15 protein-coding genes are annotated in these 19682 nt (G+C 64.3%); 3 read left to right on the top strand and 12 right to left on the bottom strand.

All coding sequences use genetic code 11. The annotated features are described in order from the left end of the window. Nucleotides 1-12: 12 nt before the first annotated feature. Together R6G97_RS17925 and R6G97_RS17920 are read right to left on the bottom strand one after the other, a co-directional pair. Nucleotides 13-2238 (bottom strand): TonB-dependent receptor, encoded by a 2226-nt coding sequence (locus tag R6G97_RS17925; protein ID WP_197853606.1) that lies wholly within the window; start codon nucleotides 2236-2238, stop codon nucleotides 13-15. 173 nt (nucleotides 2239-2411) lie between these two features. Then, the gene (locus tag R6G97_RS17920) at nucleotides 2412-2633 is read right to left on the bottom strand and encodes a hypothetical protein (protein ID WP_253132442.1); all 222 of its coding nucleotides are present in this window, start codon (nucleotides 2631-2633) and stop codon (nucleotides 2412-2414) included. On the opposite strand from R6G97_RS17920, the gene R6G97_RS17915 reads away from it, so the two are divergent. Further along, nucleotides 2616-3704 (top strand): sigma-54 interaction domain-containing protein, encoded by a 1089-nt coding sequence (locus R6G97_RS17915; RefSeq protein ID WP_197853605.1) that lies wholly within the window; start codon nucleotides 2616-2618, stop codon nucleotides 3702-3704. The genes R6G97_RS17920 and R6G97_RS17915 overlap by 18 nt on opposite strands. A 49-nt stretch (nucleotides 3705-3753) precedes the next feature. On the opposite strand, the gene R6G97_RS17910 is transcribed toward R6G97_RS17915, so the two are convergent. Further along, the gene (locus R6G97_RS17910) at nucleotides 3754-5874 is read right to left on the bottom strand and encodes a TonB-dependent receptor (protein WP_317847304.1); all 2121 of its coding nucleotides are present in this window, start codon (nucleotides 5872-5874) and stop codon (nucleotides 3754-3756) included. Nucleotides 5875-6214: 340 nt separating this feature from the next. Between R6G97_RS17910 and R6G97_RS17905 the strand changes: the two genes are divergently transcribed. Next, nucleotides 6215-6688, top strand: a complete 474-nt coding sequence (locus R6G97_RS17905) for a nuclear transport factor 2 family protein (protein ID WP_232092036.1) — start codon at nucleotides 6215-6217, stop codon at nucleotides 6686-6688. Here R6G97_RS17905 and R6G97_RS17900 read toward each other — a convergent pair. Beyond that, nucleotides 6672-7793: a mechanosensitive ion channel family protein gene (locus R6G97_RS17900; protein ID WP_043209235.1), complete on the bottom strand. Its 1122-nt coding sequence runs from the start codon at nucleotides 7791-7793 to the stop codon at nucleotides 6672-6674. The two genes, R6G97_RS17905 and R6G97_RS17900, sit on opposite strands and share 17 nt — an antisense overlap. A 117-nt stretch (nucleotides 7794-7910) precedes the next feature. After that, nucleotides 7911-9104 (bottom strand): Na+/H+ antiporter NhaA, encoded by a 1194-nt coding sequence (gene nhaA / locus R6G97_RS17895; RefSeq protein ID WP_102082004.1) that lies wholly within the window; start codon nucleotides 9102-9104, stop codon nucleotides 7911-7913. A 449-nt stretch (nucleotides 9105-9553) separates the two neighbouring features. Between nhaA and R6G97_RS17890 the strand changes: the two genes are divergently transcribed. After that, a complete protein-coding gene (locus tag R6G97_RS17890; RefSeq protein ID WP_232092034.1) occupies nucleotides 9554-10525 on the top strand; it encodes a helix-turn-helix transcriptional regulator in 972 nt (323 codons plus the stop codon). Nucleotides 10526-10551: 26 nt separating this feature from the next. Here R6G97_RS17890 and R6G97_RS17885 read toward each other — a convergent pair whose 3' ends face one another. The 7 genes from R6G97_RS17885 to R6G97_RS17855 all read right to left on the bottom strand — a co-directional run bounded on the left by R6G97_RS17885 (nucleotide 10552) and on the right by R6G97_RS17855 (nucleotide 19614). Continuing rightward, on the bottom strand, nucleotides 10552-12468 hold the full coding sequence (locus R6G97_RS17885) for a tyrosine-protein phosphatase (protein WP_317847303.1): 1917 nt from the start codon (nucleotides 12466-12468) through the stop codon (nucleotides 10552-10554). 287 nt (nucleotides 12469-12755) lie between these two features. After that, nucleotides 12756-13127, bottom strand: coding sequence for a RidA family protein (locus R6G97_RS17880; protein WP_090345589.1), 372 nt, complete (start codon nucleotides 13125-13127; stop codon nucleotides 12756-12758). 29 nt (nucleotides 13128-13156) lie between these two features. Further along, nucleotides 13157-13852 carry a DUF3726 domain-containing protein gene (locus R6G97_RS17875; protein WP_043209242.1) on the bottom strand — a complete coding sequence of 232 codons (696 nt, stop codon included), beginning with the start codon at nucleotides 13850-13852 and terminating at the stop codon, nucleotides 13157-13159. 2 nt (nucleotides 13853-13854) lie between these two features. Further along, complete coding sequence (locus R6G97_RS17870) at nucleotides 13855-15549, bottom strand: hypothetical protein (protein WP_197853600.1); 1695 nt, start codon at nucleotides 15547-15549, stop codon at nucleotides 13855-13857. A gap of 26 nt (nucleotides 15550-15575) precedes the next feature. Beyond that, nucleotides 15576-17126: a BCCT family transporter gene (locus R6G97_RS17865; protein WP_317847302.1), complete on the bottom strand. Its 1551-nt coding sequence runs from the start codon at nucleotides 17124-17126 to the stop codon at nucleotides 15576-15578. Nucleotides 17127-17180: 54 nt separating this feature from the next. After that, the gene (locus R6G97_RS17860; protein ID WP_090345593.1) at nucleotides 17181-18167 is read right to left on the bottom strand and encodes a dipeptidase; all 987 of its coding nucleotides are present in this window, start codon (nucleotides 18165-18167) and stop codon (nucleotides 17181-17183) included. 13 nt (nucleotides 18168-18180) lie between these two features. Continuing rightward, on the bottom strand, nucleotides 18181-19614 hold the full coding sequence (locus R6G97_RS17855; protein WP_102081978.1) for an aldehyde dehydrogenase family protein: 1434 nt from the start codon (nucleotides 19612-19614) through the stop codon (nucleotides 18181-18183). Nucleotides 19615-19682 lie beyond the last annotated feature (68 nt).

Here is a 19682-nt window from a genome sequence, read left to right as displayed (position 1 = left end):
CGGGCGTTGGGGTCAGAATTCGGTGGTGACGGAAACGCCGAAGGTGCGCGGGTCGCCGAACATCACGCCGGCAGTTTGGAAGCCGCCCGGCAGGGTGTGGTTGCGGTACTCCTTGTCGGTCAGGTTGCTGACATAGGCGCTCACTTGAGTGGTGTCGCCGGGCAGCTCGTAGGTGATCCGCGCGTTGCCCAGGGTATAGCCGCCGCTACGCATGTTCTGGCTCTGGTCGTTGGAGAAGAAGTACTGGCGGCTGCGGGTGTTCCAGTCGGTGCCCAGCACCAGTGCGCCGCCGACTTGCAGCGGGATGCGGTAGTCCGCGCCGATCACCGCCGAGACGTTCGGTGCGCGGACGAACTTGTTGCCCGAATAGTCGTTGCTGCCGGAGGTGTAGTCGGTGAACTCGGTGTGCAACAGACCCAGGGCGAAGTTCAGGTGCAGGTTTTGCACTGGCACCGCTTCGAGCTCGAACTCCGCGCCGTACGCCTCGCCCTCGGCACCGTTGGCCAGGCGCGAGACGGTCTGGTTGTTCACCGCGCTGACGATATTCAGCTGGATGTCTTCATAGTCGTAGTAGAACAGCGCGGCGTTGGCGTTCAGCCGCCCATCCAGCCACTCGGACTTCACCCCCAGCTCGTAGGAGGTCAGGTATTCCGGGTTCACCGTGGCCACGGTCGCCTGGCTGGTCGCGCCGGTGTTGTAACCGCCGGAGCGGAAGCCATAGGCGTAGCGCAGGTACACCCGCGCGTTGTCGGAAATCTGGTACTCGGGGGTGAGATCGTAAGTCCAGTCGCTCCAGGTGTTGTGCTCGTCCTGCACAGCGTTGACCACCAGCGGGCTGGACACGCTGCCAGGCTTCCACCAGTCGCCGTTGGAAAAGTCAGCCTGGCCCTGGTTCTGCACCCGGCGCAGGTCGATGTCCTTGGTTTCGCGGGTCCAGCGCAGGCCGGCGGTGATGCTGAAGTCCTCGGTGAAGCGGAACGTGCTGCTGCCGAAGACCGCGTAGCTCTCGGTGCCCTGGTTGTAGCTGAGGTTGTTGTAGTAGCGAGGGATGAACGGGTTGTCCAGGGCGGCGCTGGCGTTGCGCGAGTCGAGGTCCTCGTTGAAGTAGTGCAGGCCCACCACCCAGTTCAGCCGGTCCTCGCGCGGCGAGGCCAGGCGCAGCTCCTGGGACCACTGCTGGCTGTCGGCATAGGCGTAGCTGCGTTGCAGCTCGAGCGGGGTGTTGTCCGAATCGCTGAAACCGTCGCGTGTGAAGTGCTCGAACGCGCTGATGGAGGTGAGCGTCAAGTCGCCCAACTGCCAGTTGAGGTTGAGGTTGGTGCCGACCTGGTCGATCTGCACTTGGTATTTGGCGTTGTAGTTGACCTTGCCCTGCTTGGGATCGATACGGTAGCCGAACTGGTTGCTGCCATCGGGACGCAGGCCATAGCTCACGGTGCTGTAGCCGCCGGTGTCGTGATAGCTGCGGGCATGCAGGTTGAGGTTGGCCTCCAGATCATCGTTGATGTAAGCCAGGAACTGCAGCCGCGCGGCGTCGTCCTCGAGCGCCCCTTGGTCGTTGTGGTCGGCGATGTTCTCGTTGTAGCCATCGCGGCCCTGATGGCGGAACGACAGGCGTGCGGCCAGGCGATCGCTCACCAGGGCATCGCTGATGGCGCCTTCGAGCACACGATCGTCATAGTCGCCATAGCCGGCCTTGGCATAGCCAGAGCGTTCGAAGGTCGGCTTGCGCGAGATGAAGTTGATTGCGCCGGCGGTGGTGTTCTTGCCCCAGAGGGTACCTTGGGGGCCGCGCAGGACCTCGACGCGCTCCTGGTCGAACAGCGGGAAACCTGTGGCGCTGATGTTGGCGATGTATACGTCATCGACATAGATGCCCACGGGGCTCACGGTATTGGCGCCCTGATCGCCGGTGCCCAGGCCGCGAATCCACCAGCGCGGCCGGCCATGACCCTCGGTAGTACCGGCCGAAGCGTTGGGGATGAAGCGTGTGACCTCGTTGGCCGATTGCAGCGAGCTGTCGCGGATTTTGTCGCCGCTGAGCACTGAAATCGAAGCTGGAACTTCCTGGGCGGTCTCCTCGCGCTTCTGCGCGGTGACCACCACCTTGGACAAGGTAGAGCCGGTACTGTCGACGGTGGTCGACTCACTGGGCGTAAGGCTTTCGTCAGCCAGCGCCGTCAATGCGGGCAGCCCCCCCAGGGCGACGGCGATGGAAAGTGCGGTGCGTTTGAACATGCTGATCCCCAATGGCATTCGGAACGGACGTCGTGCAGCGGTGTGGCTGCGTTGTCGTAATGACGGTGCGTGCGTCCGTTGGCTGGCGCGCATGGCATCCGGCGCGTCCTGGTCTGGCAGGACACCTTGGGGGTAGGGCAACAACCGTACCGGTTTTTATTTTTGTTGGATAACTAATTGAATTTATTGTGATTTTCTTGATTTTGGCGGGCTTGTCGCATGGGCTGGGGGATCTGCGCTGGCAGCAAGGGTTGCTGCTGCTGTGCTGCTGGTGCAACAGTGCCAACAAAGTTATAAGCAAATGAATATTTATAATTATTTTGTAATAAGGATTTTCGGGCACTATCGACCCATTGCCTGCCAAAGGACTTGCCGCCATGTCGCTGCTCACCCATCCCCACGCCCGAGAACTGAGCAAATCGGTGCGTGCCACCGTGTTGGTCTTCGAGGACCCGCGCTCGCGCGAACTGCTCAGCCGCATCGAGCGCCTTGCCCCCAGTGAAGCCAATGCGTTGATCATCGGCGAGACGGGCACGGGCAAGGAACTGGTCGCCCGCCATATCCATCAGTTGAGCCGACGCGCCCGGGCGCCGTTCGTTGCCGTGAACTGTGGCGCGTTCCCCGAGAGCCTGGTGGAGAGCGAGTTGTTCGGACACGAGAAGGGCGCCTTCACCGGGGCCACCTCCAGCAAGGCCGGCTGGTTCGAGGCGGCCAATGGCGGCACGCTGTTTCTCGACGAGATCGGCGATCTGCCACTGAACATGCAGGTCAAGCTGCTGCGGGTGCTGCAGGAGCGCGAAGTGGTGCGCCTGGGTTCGCGCAACGCTATCCCCATCGACGTACGCTTGGTGGCGGCGACCAACGTCAACCTGGCCGATGCCGTAGTGGCCGGGCATTTTCGCGAGGACCTGTTCTACCGCCTGCACGTGGCGACCATCCGCCTGCCGCCGTTGCGCGAACGGCCCGGGGACATCCTGCCGCTGGCCAGGTTCTTCGTCGAGGAGCATTGCCAGCGTCTGGGCTACCAGCGCGCCACCTTGAGCCCCGAGGCCGAATGCAAGCTGCTCGGGCACAGCTGGCCTGGCAACATCCGCGAGCTGGAGAACGCCATCCACCATGCGCTGCTGGTCTGCCGCCAGCAGCGGGTTCAGCCGGGCGACTTGCACCTGGCCGACATGCGCACCCCTGCGTCACGCCATGAGGCGCTGCCCGCCCCGCCCCTCGAAGCGAGCCTGGATGCTGCGTTGCTGGCGTTGTACGAGCGCAACCTGCCGGACCTCTACGAGCACATCGAAGAGGCCGTGTTTCGCACGGCCTATCGCTACTGCCATGGCAATCAGTTGCAGACCGCACGGCTGCTGGGCATCAGCCGCAACATCGTGCGGGCTCGGCTGGAGCGGATCGGGGAACTGGAGCCTTCCAGCCGGACATTGAAAGCCAATGAGCGGTGGCTGGCGTCGGGGTGAGTGGCAAGTGGCAGGCTGTCCTGGTCAGGCACCAGGACAGCCTGTGGCATCAGAAGCGGTAGGCCAGGCTGGCTTCCAGGGTACGAGGGGCACCTGGGGTGATCAGGTCCACCGAGCCATGGGCAGAGGCGTAGTAGTCCCGGTCGAATGCGTTCTTCAAGCGCAGCGCCATGTCCCAGTGCTGTTCGCTGTACAGCAGCGCGGCATCGAAGGTGGTGTAGCCAGGCATCACCACACGGTTGTCCAAGGCGGTGTAGCGCTCGTCCACATAATTGGCGCCGGCGGCGACGCGCCACTGTGCGTTGAGGCTGCGTACCAGCCAGAGGTTGGCGCTGTTGCGTGGAGTGAGCGTTGGGGTCTGGCCTTCGTTGGCAACGCCGTTGGTCTTGGCGTTGGATTTGATGATTTCTGCATCCAGGTAGGCGTAGCCGGCATAGACCTGCCATTTGTCCGAGAGCTGACCGGTGACCGTCGCCTCGAAGCCGTCGGTACGCTGCTCGCCGGCCAGGATGGTCAATCCTGGGACGACCGGGTCTGGGGTCCGCATGTTGGTGCGCTCCAGGCGGAAGATGGCTGCAGTCACCGCCAGCTTGTTGTCCAGCAAGTCCCACTTGGCGCCCAACTCGTAGTTGGTGGTTTTCTCAGGCTCCAAATCCGCGTTGCCGGCGTTGACGGCAAACATTTCCCCTGAAGGCTGGTAGCTGCGGCTGACGGATACGTAGTACGACTGGATCTGGTCGGGCTGGTACACCAGGCCCACGCGTGGGCTCGAGGTCTTGTCGGTACGGTCAAGGTCGACGTCGTCGGCACGGATGTCGTCGTACTCCTGGCCGAAGATGTCATACCGCACGCCGACCAGCGCTTTCCAGTGCTCGTTCAGCTCGATCAGATCCTGCACGTAAAAGCCTGCGGTCTGCTGGTAATTGGTGCCCTTGGAGGTCAGGTTGGCGGCATGCTCCGGGACCGGGACCAAGCCGTCGCGATACACCGGTACCTGAGCGACGTTGTTCTGGCTGAACACGCGTTGGTATTTGTCTTGATAGCCCACTTCCACGCCATACAGCAGGTTGTGCTGCATGCCGGCCAGTTGCGCCTGCTGCTTGAGCTCAGTCTGGTTGAACACGCCGTACTCGTCGCGGGTCACGTTGCCGCGGTTGAGTTTGACCAACAGCTCGCCGTCCGGCGCGGTGACGAAGCGGGTCGGGCTGCTGTCGGCCAGGGTGTTGTTGCGGTCCAGATCGTAGTGGTAGTAGCGGCTGGTGTTGGTCAGGGTGAAGTCGTCGTTGATGCGGTAGTCCAGGCTCGCGGTGAAGGAAAACACTTCGCTGCGGGCGTAGTCTTGGTCGGCGTCGCCGGAGCCGAAGCGCTTGTCGCGGTCCACATCCACCGGGCGGTTGCCCAGGGCCGGGATACCGAAGTCGATCAGGCGTTTGTCGTACAGGTAGGTGGCACCCAGGTTCAATTCCAAGTCGTCAGAAAGACGGAAATACGCCGACGGTGCGATGGCCTTGCGATCAATGTAGCCATCTTCGCGGAAGGTGTCGCTGTCCTCGAACGCGCCGGTGAGGCGATAGGCCTGGTTGCCCTGCGGGTCGGCATAGCCGGTGTCGAACTGGGTGCGGCGCTTGCCTTCGGTGTCGAAGGTCATCCCCACTTCGTGTTTGGGCGCAAAGCCTGGTTTCTTGCTGACGCTGTTGATCAAGCCACCTGACGAACCACGGCCGTAGAGCACGGCAGCCGGGCCTTTGATGACCTCGACGCGCTCGATATTGGACAGATCGCGAAAATACAAGGCGTCGTCGCGAACCCCATCGATGTACATATCGCCGATAGCACTGAAGCCACGAATGGTGACCTGGTCGCGTTGGCCATCGCCGTTGGAGAGTCCGACCCCGGGCACGTTCTTGAGCACGTCTTCCATGGACTGTGCGCCTTGATCCTTGATCACGCTCTCTGGCACCACGTTGACCGTCTGGGGAATGTCGCGCAGGGGCGCATCGATCTTCAGGGCACTCTTGCTTTCGCTGGCCTTGTAGCTTTGCTGCTCGTAGGCACCGGTGACCGGGGTCGCTGGCAAGGCCAGCGTTTGCTGGGTTTCAGCGTAGGCGGCAGGGATTACCAACAGGCCCAGCATCGACAGCGATGCTGGGGCGACAGACTTTTTTGCCATTACGAATCACTCGCGTTGTTGTTTTCTGTCGCAAATAGTAACGATTCACAAATGTAAAGCAAGTGTAAAGAAGCGCGCACTCAATCGAATGCTTACGCATGGCGAGAGTGGGCAAAGGGATGTCGTTGGAGGGTGTCGGGGTCTGTGCTACAGACCTAGTCCAAATGGAGGGTGCATCGGGCGTTCGCGTAAGGATAGGTTTGCTAGCACCGTCCGCGACAGGACAAGCAGCAGGCGGCCCCCGGAACGTTCAAGGGCAGGGGGCTGCGAGGGCGCGCACCTGCCCAAGGTGCAGCAGATGAAAACAGCGTCTGGTGGCAACCATCCCAGGGAGAACCTCATGCAAGACGCAATGACACTGGAGCAACGCATCGCCCGCCTCGAGGCCCTGGAGGCCATCCGAGAGCTCAAGCATCGTTACTTGAACGCATGCGATCTAAAGGACGTGGCCGCGATTCGCGACTGTTTCGCTCAAGGCCCGGTGCTGATCGACTACGGCCCGCTGGGCGTGTTCAACGACCGCGAACCGTTCCTGGCGCTATACCGCGAACTGGCCTGTGTGCCCCGGGTGATCGATCTGCACCACGCCGCCAACCCGCAGATCGACTACCAAGACCCAGACAACGCCCAGGCGCGCTGGGCCTTGCACTACCAGAACCGCGACGCTGAAACCGGCGTGACCCGCCAGCTTGGTGGCTTCTACCAGGACCGCTACCGACGAGAGGCGGGTCAGTGGCGCATCGTCGAAACGGTATTTCGCGGGCACTTCGAAGTGGTGCGGCCAAAGCCCGGACCGATCAGTCCCTGGCCTTGAACACGCCGGCTTCGCGGCCCATCTGGTTCGAAGCCTGGGGCAGGGAGGTCACTTTGATCGCTCGCGCCGGCACGGCGAACTTGGCCCCGATGCTGGCGAACTGCTCGAGCAACTGGAAGTTGATCGCCTGCTGGATGTCCATGTACAGGTTGTAGCCGGGGTCGAGCACGATGTAGACGCATTCGAACTCCAGCGACTCCTTGCCGAAGCCGCGCAGGTGCGCGCGGTCGAAGCGTACCTGCTGCTGGGACTTGATCACCTGGGCGACGATGCCCGGCGCCTTTTTCACCGCCTCGGTGGGCGTGTCGTAGGACAGGCCGAATTCAAAGACGATGCGCCGTTCCTGCAGGCGTTTGTAGTTCTGGATGGTGCTGCTGATCATGCCGGCGTTGGCCATGACGATCTGCTCGCCGCCCAGGCTGCGGATGCGCGTGGTCTTCAGACCAATGTGTTCGACCGTGCCGGCCAGTGGGCCGATGACGATGAAGTCGCCCACCTCGAATGGCTTGTCCACGGCGATGGAGAGGGAAGCGAACAGGTCGCCGAGGATGTTCTGCACCGCCAGCGCCACGGCGATCCCGCCCACGCCGAGGCTGGCGACGAAGGCGGTGATGTTCACCCCCAGGTTCGACAGCATCGCCAGCAACACCATCGACCACAGCAGCACCCGCGCGCCCCAGGCCGACAGGGTGGCCAGGGCGCTGCCTTGGTAGAAGCCCTCGGCGCTGTGCCGCGCGAAATAGCGGGCAAGGCCCAGGGCGATGGCGCGGTTGGCCCACAGGCCGATCTGCAGGGCGGCGACCACGAACCACAGGCTGCCGACCCGGTCCAGCCAGCGCTCGGGCAGGTCCAGCACGCCCAGGCCCACCAGCAGCGCGGCGAGCAGCAACAGCACGTTGCTGGTGCCATCGAGGACTTTGGCCAGGACTTGGGCGAAATGCCCATCGTGGGAGGACCAATGCTGGACCCGGCGCTTGACGAAGCTGATCGCCCAGCGAGCGATCAGGAAGGTGAGGATGCTGACCGCCAGGGCCAGCATCAGGTTGAGCACAGAGATGCCAAAGAGCGTCGTGGTCGTCAGCGATTCGAGGAATCGTTCGTTCATCGTCGGTTGCCCTCCAAGGCAGTGTTGAACACGTGCTCGTTAGAAGGGCATTGGCATCGGGGGTTGGACCGCATGTGTGCGGCCCTCGACGAACGGTGCGCGCGTGAGTGCCGCGCTTCAGGCTTGGCGCTTGGGCGCAAAGCGCAGGATGGCGCAGGCGACGAGCGCCGACACCAGCGAGCCGAGCAGGATGCCGATCTTGGCCTCGTCGATCCGCTCGGGCTGCCCTGGGAAAGCCAACTCGCCGATGAACAGGCTCATGGTAAAGCCGATGCCGCACAGCATCGCCACCCCGTAGATCTGCAGCCAGCTGGCGCCGCGCGGCTTGGCCGCAAGGCCGGTCTTGACCGCCAGCCAGACGCCTGCGAACACGCCCAGCTGTTTGCCCAGCAACAGGCCCAGGGCAATGGCCAGTGGCAGCGGGGCGAGCACATCGCTCACGCTCAAGTGGCTGAAGGAAACCCCCGCATTGGCAAAGCCAAAGGCCGGCACGATCAAGAACCCGACCCATGGCGCCAGGGCGTGCTCGAGCTTGAGCAGCGGGCTGGCTTTGCCGACCCCGGCGCTGTAGGGAATCAACAGTGCGCCGACCACGCCAGCGATGGTGGCGTGCACACCCGACAGCAAGGTGACGTACCACAGCGCCGCGACACCCAGCAGGTACGGCCACAGCGACACCACGCGCAGACGGTTGAACGCCAGCAGCACGAGGATGATCCCGCCTGCTGCAGCCAGGGCCAGCAGGTTGATCGACGAGGTGTAGAACAGCGCGATGATCGCCACGGCGCCCATGTCATCGATGATCGCCACCGAGACCAGCATCACCTTCAGCGACAGCGGTGCGTGCCGCCCCAGCAGCGCCAGGGCGCCGACGGCGAAAGCGATGTCCGTGGCCGCGGGGATGGCCCAGCCGCTGGCAAGGCCCGGTTCGCTGCGCGAGACCGCCAGGAAGATCAGCGCCGGGACGGCCATGCCCATCAAGGCCGGCAACGCCGGCAGGCGGCGTTGCTCCCAGGTGGCCAGACGGCCATCGACCAGCTCGCGCTTGATTTCCAGCCCCACCAGCAGGAAGAACACCGCCATCAACCCGTCGTTGACCCACAGGTGAACGGTCATCGGGCCGAGCTTGTCGCTGAGCGTGGGCCCCACGGGCAAGTGCAACAGATGTTGGTAAGTGCTAGCCCAAGGGCTGTTGGCCAGGACAATGGCAAGGGCAGCGGTGATCATCAGCAGCACGCCGCCAGCGGCCTCGCTGGTCAGCAGGCGGTGCAGCAGCGACGGCCGCGCAAGGGTGGGCACAGGTGCATTCATACGGGAGTCCTCGTTCATGACGTCACCTTCGCGAGGGCAGCGGCGCGTCGGAATGCGGACACAGCAAAACGATGGCCCCGGACGTTCCGGGCCACTGCAGCAAAGGATGGGAGGAAGGGAAGGGGATGGCGCTTGGAAAGCCCGGCCGAGACACGGCGGAGCGGGGAACGCCAAAACAGTGTGGAGGCTGCATGCAACATGAAAATAGCTCTCGGAAAACAAATGAATGTTCTCCGTATTCGGGAAGGCTCCCGGGCGCACGCAGCACACGCCAGGCGACAATTCTACGAGGGTAATTCGCTACTTTCTGTAGGAATTTACTTCGAAATGTTGCCGCGGTTGTGTTTTGTTTTGCTCAAGCCCTGGCCATGTGCAGGTCACGTCGCTGTCATGCCCCCTTGGTAAGGTCAGGCGCCCATGCGTCCAAACAACAAGAAGGTGACCCTAAGGTGTTTTCCGGCACGCCCCGCAAACAGATCATCCTCCGCTCCCGAGGCCTGCGCAGCGACGCTTTCGGTGCGTTGTTCTCGCAGATGTTCGACAACCTCTATGCCGACTCGCTGGCGCTGTCGGACGACATCGTCATCAGTGGCGTCTATGGGCGGCACGAGGGCGTCAGCTTTCGCCGCATGCACTACCGGGGCGATTGCTCCATCACCTTTGGCGCCCCGCAAGATGAGATCACCTTCGTGCTGCCCAGCGCCGGGCGGGTCGTCTTCGAGCACGGCGTCGAGACGACCGGCCGGCCCGGTATGGGCCTGGCCATCGACAAGCGAGCGATCCGGACCCTGCATTTTGCCGACGACCATGCCCAGTGCGGCATGTCGATCCGCCGGGGGCTGATCACCGAGCGGCTGGCGATCCTGTTGGGCCGTCCGGTATTACAGCCGATCCGCTTCGAGCCGGTGGTGGACCTGGGTGTCGCGGCGTTCCAGGGCATTCGTGCGTTGCTCGAGCTGGCCACGGGGAACGCGTTCGACTCGTTGATCCACGCGGGCGTGCTGATGCCAGTGCGCTTGCAGGAAATGCTGGTCGACGCGGTGCTCGAGGCCTGGCCGCACAACCACAGCGAAGCGCTGCGCCGGCCCTCGCCGCAAATCGCGCCGCGGCATGTGAAGCTGGCCATGGACTACATCCGCGCCAACCCCCACAGCCTGTCCAGCGGGGCCGAGCTGGCAGCGCTGGCCAACGTCAGCCTGCGGGCTCTGCAGCAGGGCTTCAAGCGGTTCGTGGGGGCATCGATCGTCGATTATCAACGCCAGGTACGCCTGGAGCGGGCCTATGAAGCCCTGGCACGTGGGGAGTCCGGCTCGGTGTCGGAGGTGGCGTTGCGTCATGGGTTCAGCAACGCCGGGCGGTTTTCGCACTACTTCCAACAGGCCTATGGCGTGAGCCCCGCTCAGGTGCTGCGGGGAGTGTAAGCCCCCGCTCTGCAGAGCAGTGGGGGTCAGAACGCGTAGCTGGCCTTCAGGCTCCCGCTCACCCCATGGCTGTCACCGCCCCCCATGGCCGCCACTTCACCGCCCACGCTGAACGCACCCAGGTTGGCCATGAGGTTGACCGCGCCGGTGAACTGGTCGCGATTGTCGAACGCGGCGCGTTGTTCGATATCCAGCCCCAGCAGATGACCTTCGCTGTCCACCTGATGATCCCCAAGCACATGCTCGTAACCCACCGAGAAGCCCGGCACCAGCTGCCAGCCGCTGTCCAAGTGCACCGCCGCCAGGTTGCCCTGAAGGTTGGCCACGGCGCTGCGTCGGGTCTGCCCGATGCCATCGACGTCCAGGGCCAGCTCGCTGCCTTTTTCAGTGAACCCCGACAGGTCCACATGACTGACCCTCACGCCCAGGCTCGGTTCCAGCACCAGCGCGCCGCTGTTCAGGCGATAGCCCAAGGCAACGCTCGCCCCCGCCAGGTTGCCGTGACTGTCGCCCTTGGCCCGGCCCAGGCCGCCGCCCAGATCGCGCTTGCTTTGATAGTCGAACCACCCGGCGCTGGCCTTGGCATCGATGAACAGCCCTCGCTCCAGGCTGCCGGGAGCGAAGCGGGCACCTGCACTGAGGAAGGTCAGGTCGGTGTCTGCCTCACCACCAGCGCCGCCGACGTTGCCGTTGCTGTAACCGAAGCCGGCATGGGCACTGAGCTGCTCGGAAACGCGCTGGGTCACGCCGATCATCAGGCCCTGGCTGTGCTCGTTGCTGCTTTGTGCGTGGGACGAGCCGTCGGTGCCCACATAGCCGGCCAGCGCCGTGCTCCACAGGCGCGACTGACCAGGCTTGAGGTCCGCGCCATGGGTGAAGGGCGCTGCTGCCTGGTCGATCATCGCGCCCTGGCGCAGCAGGTAGCTGGCCGCATCGGCATGCACCTGGCCCCCGACAGTGGATTCCAAGCCCCCCAAAGTGCCAGCATCGATGGCCGATTGCAGGTAGTAGTTGTAGGCGCTGTAAGTGCCAGAGAGCGAGCTGTCCTGCAGGTCTTGCAACAGACCTGCGCCGGCGGCAGCGTTGCCTTGCAGGCTGGCCTGGCCGGGCAGGCTGGTATAGCGGACCATCTTGCCGCGCAGCACGTAGATCGTTTCCTGGGACAGGCCTAGCCCCTGTTTGAGGTAGTTGTCCATGGTGCCGTAGCGCGCCTTGACCTCATCGAGCCCAGCCTGCAGGTAGCTGGCGTCCACGCCGATCATCGGCCCGTAGATCGCCGCCAGGTTCGGCGGCAGCGCTGCCAGCGTCGCCGCGATGCGGTCAGCGGTGTAGTCGTTGGTGGCCAGGTAGTTGGCCATGATGGTGGCGTCGTCCACCCCGGCGATGCTTTGCAGTACCGCAGCGGTCCAGCCGGTGCGGTCCTTGCCGGCGGTGCAATGGAACAATGTCGCGCCTTCGGCGCTGGCCAGTTCGTTGAACAGCACGGTGTACTGGCTACGCATGCCCGCGTCATAGACGAATGCGCGGTTGGTCTCCTTCATCATCGCAATCGCCTCGTCGGCGTTGTGAAACGTGGTGTTGGTGATGTCCACCCCCGAGGTGGTCGCACCGATGATGTCGATGTTCTGGTAGCGAACGCCGGGCGGCAGGCGGTCAGGCGTGACGGCGATCTCGTTGGGGGTGCGCAGGTCGAACACCTTGCCGATGTTCAGGCTGGTGAGGGTGGCCATGTCCGCGTTGGTCGGTGTCACGGCGTTGGTGCGGTAGAACACGCCGGCGCGCAGGGTCCCATTGTGGGCGGTGCTGTACGCGGTGGTGGTGCCGGCAATGTCGCGGAAGTTGTCCATGCCCACCAGGCGCGGAGTGTTGAGCGGTTCGGCGGCGTGAGCGGCGCCAATGGCGAGGGTGAGCAGGGATAGGGAACACAGGACGCGTGAATACACGGATCTAGCCTCGTTGTTGTGTAGGGGCTAGCCACTATTAGCGCGTTCGTTGGGCCGCGATATTGCACAGGCCCCTGGCGACGACGATGAGTGCGCGATTGGTCTGCGCGGTGCGCGATCTGTCTATCCAACTTCTGTTCTTGCAGGGTTCTCGAGGCCCATTCGCGTGCAAATCGACACCCACCTGGCCCCCGGTGAATCCTGTGCGAGCGGGTTAACCGAACTGCCGTGAACGGCACGGCCGGTGCCTTGCGCGAGCGAGGCTGCCAGGCAGCCTCAGGGTGGGTTTACACGCAGGCGTAGACCACCAATTCCACCAGCATTTCCTCCCGCGCCAAACCGGCCACCACCACGGCTGCACGGTTGGGGTAGGGCGCTTGGAAATAATCGGTGTACAGGCTGTTGACCGTGGCCAGGTAACTGCGGTCGGTGACGTAGATCAGCACTTGGGTCACGGCGTCCAGCGAGCTGCCGGCCGCCTCCAGGGTGTGCCGCAGATTGTCCAGGGTCTGGCGGGTCTGGGCCTCGATGCCGCCAGCGACGACCTGGCCGTGGGCGTCGATGGGAATCTGTGCGGTGTACAGAGTGCCATTGCCGACGACCGCCCATTCCAATGGGGCCTTGGAGGCGAACAGGTTGGTCTTGATCGCATGTTTCATGAAGGAAATTCCTGAGTGTTCGGTAAGGGTCAGTCGGCATCGCTGCCGCCGCCCGCGCCATGGCGGCGGGAGGCTTCGGTGCTTTCGACGAGGATGTGATCGGCCATCTGCTTGAGCCTGCGCCAGGTGTGTTCGCTGACCGTGAACCCTTGGTTGAGCAGGCTGTGGGTCGCGGCGACCGGAGCGATGGCCCGGGCAGGCCGACTGAACAACACCGTGATGCTTTGCTCGATCGCATCCCCGGCACCGGGCGGGGCGTCGCAGTGCAGTTGAGGATGGTTGGCGCCTGCGGCGAAGCTGGCCACATGGCGCTGGCGGGCATCGTCCCAGCGGGCCTGCACCTGCAGCCCCATCTCGGCCGCCCGGCTCAGGTAGCCCAGCAACAGCAGGCGGTTGTGGCAGTGGTGAATACGCAGCACCGCCTGACCGCTGCGCAGGGCCTTGCCCAGCGCCAGTTCCACCACGGTCGCGGCGCAACGCAGCACGCTCTGGCCCTTGGCGTCGATCACCAGCAGGGCGCTGTCTTCGTAGCACAGGGTGAACGGCTGCTCGGCTTCGCTTTGCAGATAGTCCAGGGCTTTTTCCAGCGTGCCGATGCCGTCCAGCCCTTGCAGGTGCAACCAGCCGACCAGGTCGGCGGCGTCCTCGCAGTCGCCAGCGGCAAAGCCCATGCCTTCGAAGGCCTTGCGGCACATCACCTGGATTTCGTTGAGCGATACGCGCATGGTCACAGCCCCTCCTGCGGCATCACCGCGAAGTTCCAGTCGTCATCGAACGGCTGGCCGATGTCGCTGACCAGCGGCGCGCCCTGGAACAGCGTGATGCGTACCCAGCGACTGGACTTGGGGTCGAACTTGCCCGCGCCGAAGAACGCCAGTTTGCAGCGCAGCAGGTGGATCGGCAGCATGTCCTGGGCCAGCAGGTTGGCGCGGATTTCGCCATAGCTGGTATGGGCCATGCCTTGCAGGCGGCGCACCGTGCCCTTGAACGCCGGTTGGGCGATGAGGAAATGCGCGGTCAGTGCCTGGGGTTGCTCGCGCAGGTGCTCGACTAACGCCCCATGACAGCGCTGGATGTTGCGGGCGATGCCCAGTTGCATCTCTTTTTCGGCGCCCGGCTCCTCGGCGCGCATGCCCAGGCGCGGCTCTTCTTTTTCGGCCGAGCGGTACCAGAAGAAATGCTCGGCTTCGACATTGCCGAAGTCGTAGGCCAGGGCCCAGGCGTACTGCCGCTCGATGAGTTCACGCAACTGCGCAAGGGGCATCTGGGCATCCAGGCGCAGGCCTTCGACCACACCCATCTGCTCGGCCAGCGGCGTGACTTGCTCGGGGTACAGCTCCAGCAACAGGCTCACCAGCAGTTCCTGGCAACCTAGGTCGGCGTGGGCTTCGCTCCAGGCCAGCAGGCGCGGCCAGAGATCGTCGCCCGCCGGCTGGCCACCGAGCCAGTCGGCCAACGCCGACAGCTCGGCGAGGGTGCGCAGGTTTTGCTCGTGCTGGCGCACATCTTCGGTCTGGGTCTGGCTCAGGTGCAGGTGGGCGCGGCTGAGCAACCGCTGAAGGCGGGCCAGATGCGCAGGTTCGGCCGATCGTGCCAGTACCTGCGCCAGGGCGGTTTCCCGCGTGCTGATCCAGCGCTCCACGAGCTGCGGGTGATTGATCAAAAAAGGCGCCATGCCCAGGCCCGTGGCATTGCCTACGCCCAGGTAGCGTTGCAGTGCCGGGGCCAGCTGTACCGCCCGTTGTGGGTTGAGCGCACGGGCCATGTGCTCGATCTGCTCGATGCTGAAATGGCGCAGCAGGTACACCGTGAACATCTGCGCGCTGAACGGCTGGTTGAAGTCCGGGTTGTCTTGCAGGCAACCAAAGTCGGCGATGCCGAACTTACCGTTGCCGTAGACGGCGGTGGTGCGGTAGAGGTAGCCCACCTCGGCCAGCTGACGCGGGTCCGGTTGCTGTCCTTCGGCCAGCGCCGCCAGGAACCGGTCGAAGTTGCGCAGGCTGCGGTTGGCCCGGGACAGCACCAGCACGCGGGCATCGAAGCGACCGGCTTCCTGCAGCGGCACGTTGCGCGCAAGCTCGTCCAGTTGCGCCGCGTCGACATCCCCGGCCACCAGCACGAAGGTCACGTCCCACTGGTCGGCGATCACCCGGTCGCTGCGCTTTTCCGGCGGCAGGTAGGCCGAGAAGATCACGCAGTGGTAATGGGCACTCGGCGTGTCGATGCGGTAGATCACAGTGCCGAAACCTTCGCCATCGAGGTCGAAGCGGCTGCGCTGGATCTGCCAGCGCTGGTTCATCATCCGCCGCATGCTGCTGCGCACGAAGCTCAGCGGGCTTTGGAAGTGGCTGCCCAACCGGGCCAAGTCCATGACCTGGTCGGCAGGGCGCAGCGTGGGGGTGGCAAGCACGGTGTTGGACATTGTTGTCGTACCTGGATGCATCATGTTCAGACGCCTTGTTCGCGGGCCATGTGCCGGGCGATGCGCACCGCATCCCACAACGCTGGCAGGATCACCAGCGACACCGGCACCGCGGTGATGACAATGAAGGACTGCAGGGCGGTCACGCCGCCTGCGCCGATGGTGATCAGCACCACCGCCGCCAGGCCCATGCCGATGGCCCAGAAGCCGCACAGCCATTTCTTCGGTTTATCGTTGCTGGACATCGCCAGCGCCACGGTGAAGGCCATGGCATCGCCGTTGGTGGCTACCGAGATGAAGCTCAGGAACAGGAACAGCGCGCTGATCAAGCCGCCCAGCGGCAGGTTCTGCGTCACGCCCAGCAGCAGGTCCTCGGGTTGGGCGCCATGAGCGGTGACAATGCCTGGGGTCTGCAACTCAAGGCCAATGCCGGTCCCGCCGACCACGGTGAACCAGAACATGGTCACCAACGGTGCGATGATCGACAGGGTCATGATGATCTCGCGGATGGTGCGGCCCCGCGAGATCCGCGCGACGTACAGCGCCACCATCGGCGCATAGCCGATGAACCAGCCCCAGTAGAACACCGTCCACCAGTCCAGCCACTTGGGATCGGCGCGGAACATCGTCATCGGGATGAAGTGCTCCACATGCAGGGCGAAGGCCTGCGGGAAACCGCCGAGGATGAACAGCGTCGGCCCGAACACCACCATGAACACCGCCAGGCCAATCATCAGCCAGACGTTGATTTCGCTGACGAAGCGGATGCCCTTGAGCCCTACCAGGCAGGAGACGGTGTACATCGCCGTGACCAGCACGATGGTGATCGATTGGGTAACGATGCCGTTGGGGACACCCCACACCGCATGCAAGGCGCTGCTGATCTGCAAGCCCAGGAAACCGATCGGGCCGATGGTGCCGGCGACCACCGCGATGATCGAGGTGGCGTCGGCCAGGGTGCCGATCGGGCCTTTGAGCGCGCGTTCGCCGAACAGCGGGTAGAGCAGGGTGCGCGGAGCCAGTGGCAAGCCTTTGTCGTAGTGCAGGTGCATCAGCACGATCGCCAGCAAGCTGCCGAGCACCGCCCAGGCCAGGAAACCCCAGTGCACGAAGGACTGCGCCAGGGCTGCAGAGGCCGCCGCTTCGCTGTGCGGTTGCACGCCCGCGAACAGCGGTGGCGGACTGGCAAAGTGCATCAGCGGCTCGGCCGCGGCCCAGAAGGCGCCGCCGCCGGCCAGCAGGGCGCACATGATCACGGCGATCCAGTTGAAGGTGCTGATGTCCGGGCGTTGGGTCACGCCGCCCAGGCGTACGCGCCCGCACTTGGAAAAGCCAATGGCCAGGCTGACCACGAAGGTCGCCAGCATCAAGACCTGCCAATACAGGCCAAAGGCCTTGGTCGACCAGGCGAACAACGTGTTGACCAGGGCCGAGACCACATCGATGTCGATCAGGGCCGCCAACAGGAATGCGCCGAGGAAACCGCCGCTGATCAGAAACAGCGGCCAGTCGATGTCCCGCGACAGCGGCAGGCGCAGGGTCTGGTCGTCAGCCGGCAGGGTGGTTGGGTTTTTCATTTAGCCTCCGGAACCTGTGATTGTTGTTTTTGTAAGGCTGTCCGTGCGAGGGGCTCAGGCCTGCGCCGTGGTGGCGGTTTCCAGCAGGCGCAACCAGTTCAGCCCCATGATCTTGCGCACGTCTTCCTCGGCAAAGCCACGGGCGCGCAGGCCCTGGGCGATGTTGGGGAAGTCGCGGCTGTCGCGGAACCATTGCAACGGCGCTGGCCAGTTGGCGTTGTCCTTGGAGCCTTCGCCGTAGTCTTTCTCCTTGCTCCAGCGGCCGTTGCGCATCCATTCGAGCACTGACAGCGGCTGTCCCTGGCACAGGTCGGTGCCGATGCCGATGTGCTCGACGCCCATCAGGTCGGCGGTACGCGCGACCATGTCGCAGAAGCTCTCCAGGGAGCACTCCGAAGCGCCCTTGAGGTGGAACGGGTAGGTGCTAAAGCCCAGCAGCCCGCCGGACTCGGCGATTGCGCGCAGCACCGCGTCGGACTTGTTGCGCTTGGCGGCGTGGAAGCTCGACGGGTTGGCGTGGGAGATGATCACTGGCCGGGTCGACAGCTCGATGGCCTCCAGCGTGCTGCGTTCGGCGCTGTGGGACATGTCGATCAGCATGCCGACGCGGTTCATCTCGGCGATCACCTGGCGCCCGAAGCGGCTGATGCCGTTGTCTTCGCGCTCGTAGCAACCGCTGGCCAGCAAGCTCTGGTTGTTGTAGGTCAGCTGCATGACGAACACCCCGAGCTGGCGGAAGACTTCCACCAAGGCGATGTCGTCCTCGATCGGCGAGCAGTTCTGGAAGCCGAAGAAGATCCCCACGCGGCCCTCTTCATGGGCCAGGCGAATGTCGCTGGCCGAGCGTACCGGGCGGATCAGTTCGGGCCAGGTCTCGAAGCGGCGGTTCCACTCGCCCAGGCGCGACAGGGTTTCGCGAGCGTTCTCGTGGTAGGCGATGGTGGCGTGCACCGCGCTCAGGCCACCGGCCTGCATTTGCTGGAATATCTCCGGGCCCCAGTTGGAGTACTGCAGGCCGTCGATCATCAAGAGGTCATGCATGGCGCGTATTCCTTCAGGGCCGCAGGTAGGTGGTCTTGACCACGGTGTAGAAGTCGCGGGCGTACTGGCCCTGTTCGCGCGGGCCGAAGCTCGACGCTTTGCGACCGCCGAACGGCACGTGGTAGTCGGTGCCGGCGGTGGGCAGGTTGACCATCACGCAGCCGGTCTGGGCGCGGCGCTTGAACTCACTGGCGTGGCGCAGGGACTGGGTGATGATGCCGGCGGTGAGGCCGTATTGGGTGTCGTTGAGCGTGGCTAGGGCCTCTTCGAAGTCGCGCACGCGGATTACGCAGGCGATGGGGCCAAAGACCTCTTCGCGGTTGATGCGCATGTCGTTGCGGCTGTCGATGAACAGCGCCGGGCGCATGTAATAGCCGTCGGTGTCCAGCTGCAGGCGTTCGCCGCCTTCGATCAAGGTGGCGCCTTCGGCCTGGGCCAGGTGCAGGTACTCCAGGTTCTGCTCCAGCTGGCGCGCATCGGCGACCGGGCCGATCTGCACCCCGGCTTGCAGGGCATGGCCGACCTTGAGCTGGCGCATGCGCAGGCGCAGGGCCTCGACAAAACGGTCGTGGATTGCCTCGCAGACGATCAAGCGCGAAGACGCCGTGCACTTCTGCCCGGTGCCGAAGAACGCCCCGTTGAGCGCGCATTCCACCGCCAGGTCCAGGTCGGCGTCGTCCATCACCACCAGAGCGTTCTTGCTGCCCATCTCCAGCTGGCAGCGCACCAGGTTGCCGGCGGTGGCAACGGCGACGCGGCGGCCGGTTTCCAGGGATCCAGTGAAGGTCAGGGCGTCGATGTCGGCCGAGTTGACCAGGGTTTCGCCGACGCTGGCGCCGCTGCCCATGACCAGGTTGAAGGTGCCGGCGGGCAGGCCTTGGCGGCTGATGATCTCGGTCAAGGCCCAGGCGCTGGCCGGCACCAGATTGGCCGGTTTGAACACCACGGCATTGCCGAAGGCCAGGGCCGGGGCGATCTTCCAGGCCGCCGTGGCCATGGGGAAGTTCCACGGGGTGATGATGCCTACCACGCCCACTGGCTCGCGGTGCACTTCGATGTCGATCCCTGGACGCACGGAGGCGGCGGTCTCGCCCATCTGGCGCAGCACTTCGGCGGCGTAGTAGTGGAAGAACTGGCCGCTGCGGTTGACCTCGCCGATGCCTTCGGCCAGCGGCTTGCCTTCTTCACGCGAGAGCAGCTCGCCGAGTTCTTCCTTGCGGGCGATCAGCTCGTCGCCGATGGCCATCAGCACCTGCTGGCGGGCCTCAAGGCCCGAGGCGGCCCACAGGGGTTGTGCGGCGCGGGCAGCCTGGATCGCCTGGCGGGCCTGTTCGGCGCTGGCCTGGTGGTACTCGCCGATCAGGTCGCGAGTATCCGAGGGGCTGTGATTCGCCAGGGTGGCCTGGCCTTCGCACCACTGGCCATCGATGTAGTTCTTGTACGTCATGGATGAAAGCCTCCGTTTGCCTGGCTCTCATCTTGCGAGCAATATGCAGCAAATAAAAATTAATAAAA

Origin of the sequence: Pseudomonas sp. HTZ2 (assembly GCF_033173945.1) — a bacterium.
Classification (GTDB): domain Bacteria; phylum Pseudomonadota; class Gammaproteobacteria; order Pseudomonadales; family Pseudomonadaceae; genus Aquipseudomonas; species Aquipseudomonas guariconensis.
The sequence above is the reverse complement of the archived record's forward strand: the minus strand, read 5'-3'. Positions and strand labels throughout refer to the sequence as shown.

Coding starts and splice junctions, on each gene's coding strand:
- R6G97_RS17925 (WP_197853606.1), bottom strand. CDS start 2,238: ATGTTCAAACGCACCGCACTTTCCATCGCCGTCGCCCTGGGGGGGCTG.
- R6G97_RS17915 (WP_197853605.1), top strand. CDS start 2,616: ATGTCGCTGCTCACCCATCCCCACGCCCGAGAACTGAGCAAATCGGTG.
- R6G97_RS17920 (WP_253132442.1), bottom strand. CDS start 2,633: ATGGGTGAGCAGCGACATGGCGGCAAGTCCTTTGGCAGGCAATGGGTC.
- R6G97_RS17910 (WP_317847304.1), bottom strand. CDS start 5,874: ATGGCAAAAAAGTCTGTCGCCCCAGCATCGCTGTCGATGCTGGGCCTG.
- R6G97_RS17905 (WP_232092036.1), top strand. CDS start 6,215: ATGCAAGACGCAATGACACTGGAGCAACGCATCGCCCGCCTCGAGGCC.
- R6G97_RS17900 (WP_043209235.1), bottom strand. CDS start 7,793: ATGAACGAACGATTCCTCGAATCGCTGACGACCACGACGCTCTTTGGC.
- nhaA (WP_102082004.1), bottom strand. CDS start 9,104: ATGAATGCACCTGTGCCCACCCTTGCGCGGCCGTCGCTGCTGCACCGC.
- R6G97_RS17880 (WP_090345589.1), bottom strand. CDS start 13,127: ATGAAACATGCGATCAAGACCAACCTGTTCGCCTCCAAGGCCCCATTG.
- R6G97_RS17875 (WP_043209242.1), bottom strand. CDS start 13,852: ATGCGCGTATCGCTCAACGAAATCCAGGTGATGTGCCGCAAGGCCTTC.
- R6G97_RS17870 (WP_197853600.1), bottom strand. CDS start 15,549: ATGTCCAACACCGTGCTTGCCACCCCCACGCTGCGCCCTGCCGACCAG.
- R6G97_RS17865 (WP_317847302.1), bottom strand. CDS start 17,126: ATGAAAAACCCAACCACCCTGCCGGCTGACGACCAGACCCTGCGCCTG.
- R6G97_RS17860 (WP_090345593.1), bottom strand. CDS start 18,167: ATGCATGACCTCTTGATGATCGACGGCCTGCAGTACTCCAACTGGGGC.
- R6G97_RS17855 (WP_102081978.1), bottom strand. CDS start 19,614: ATGACGTACAAGAACTACATCGATGGCCAGTGGTGCGAAGGCCAGGCC.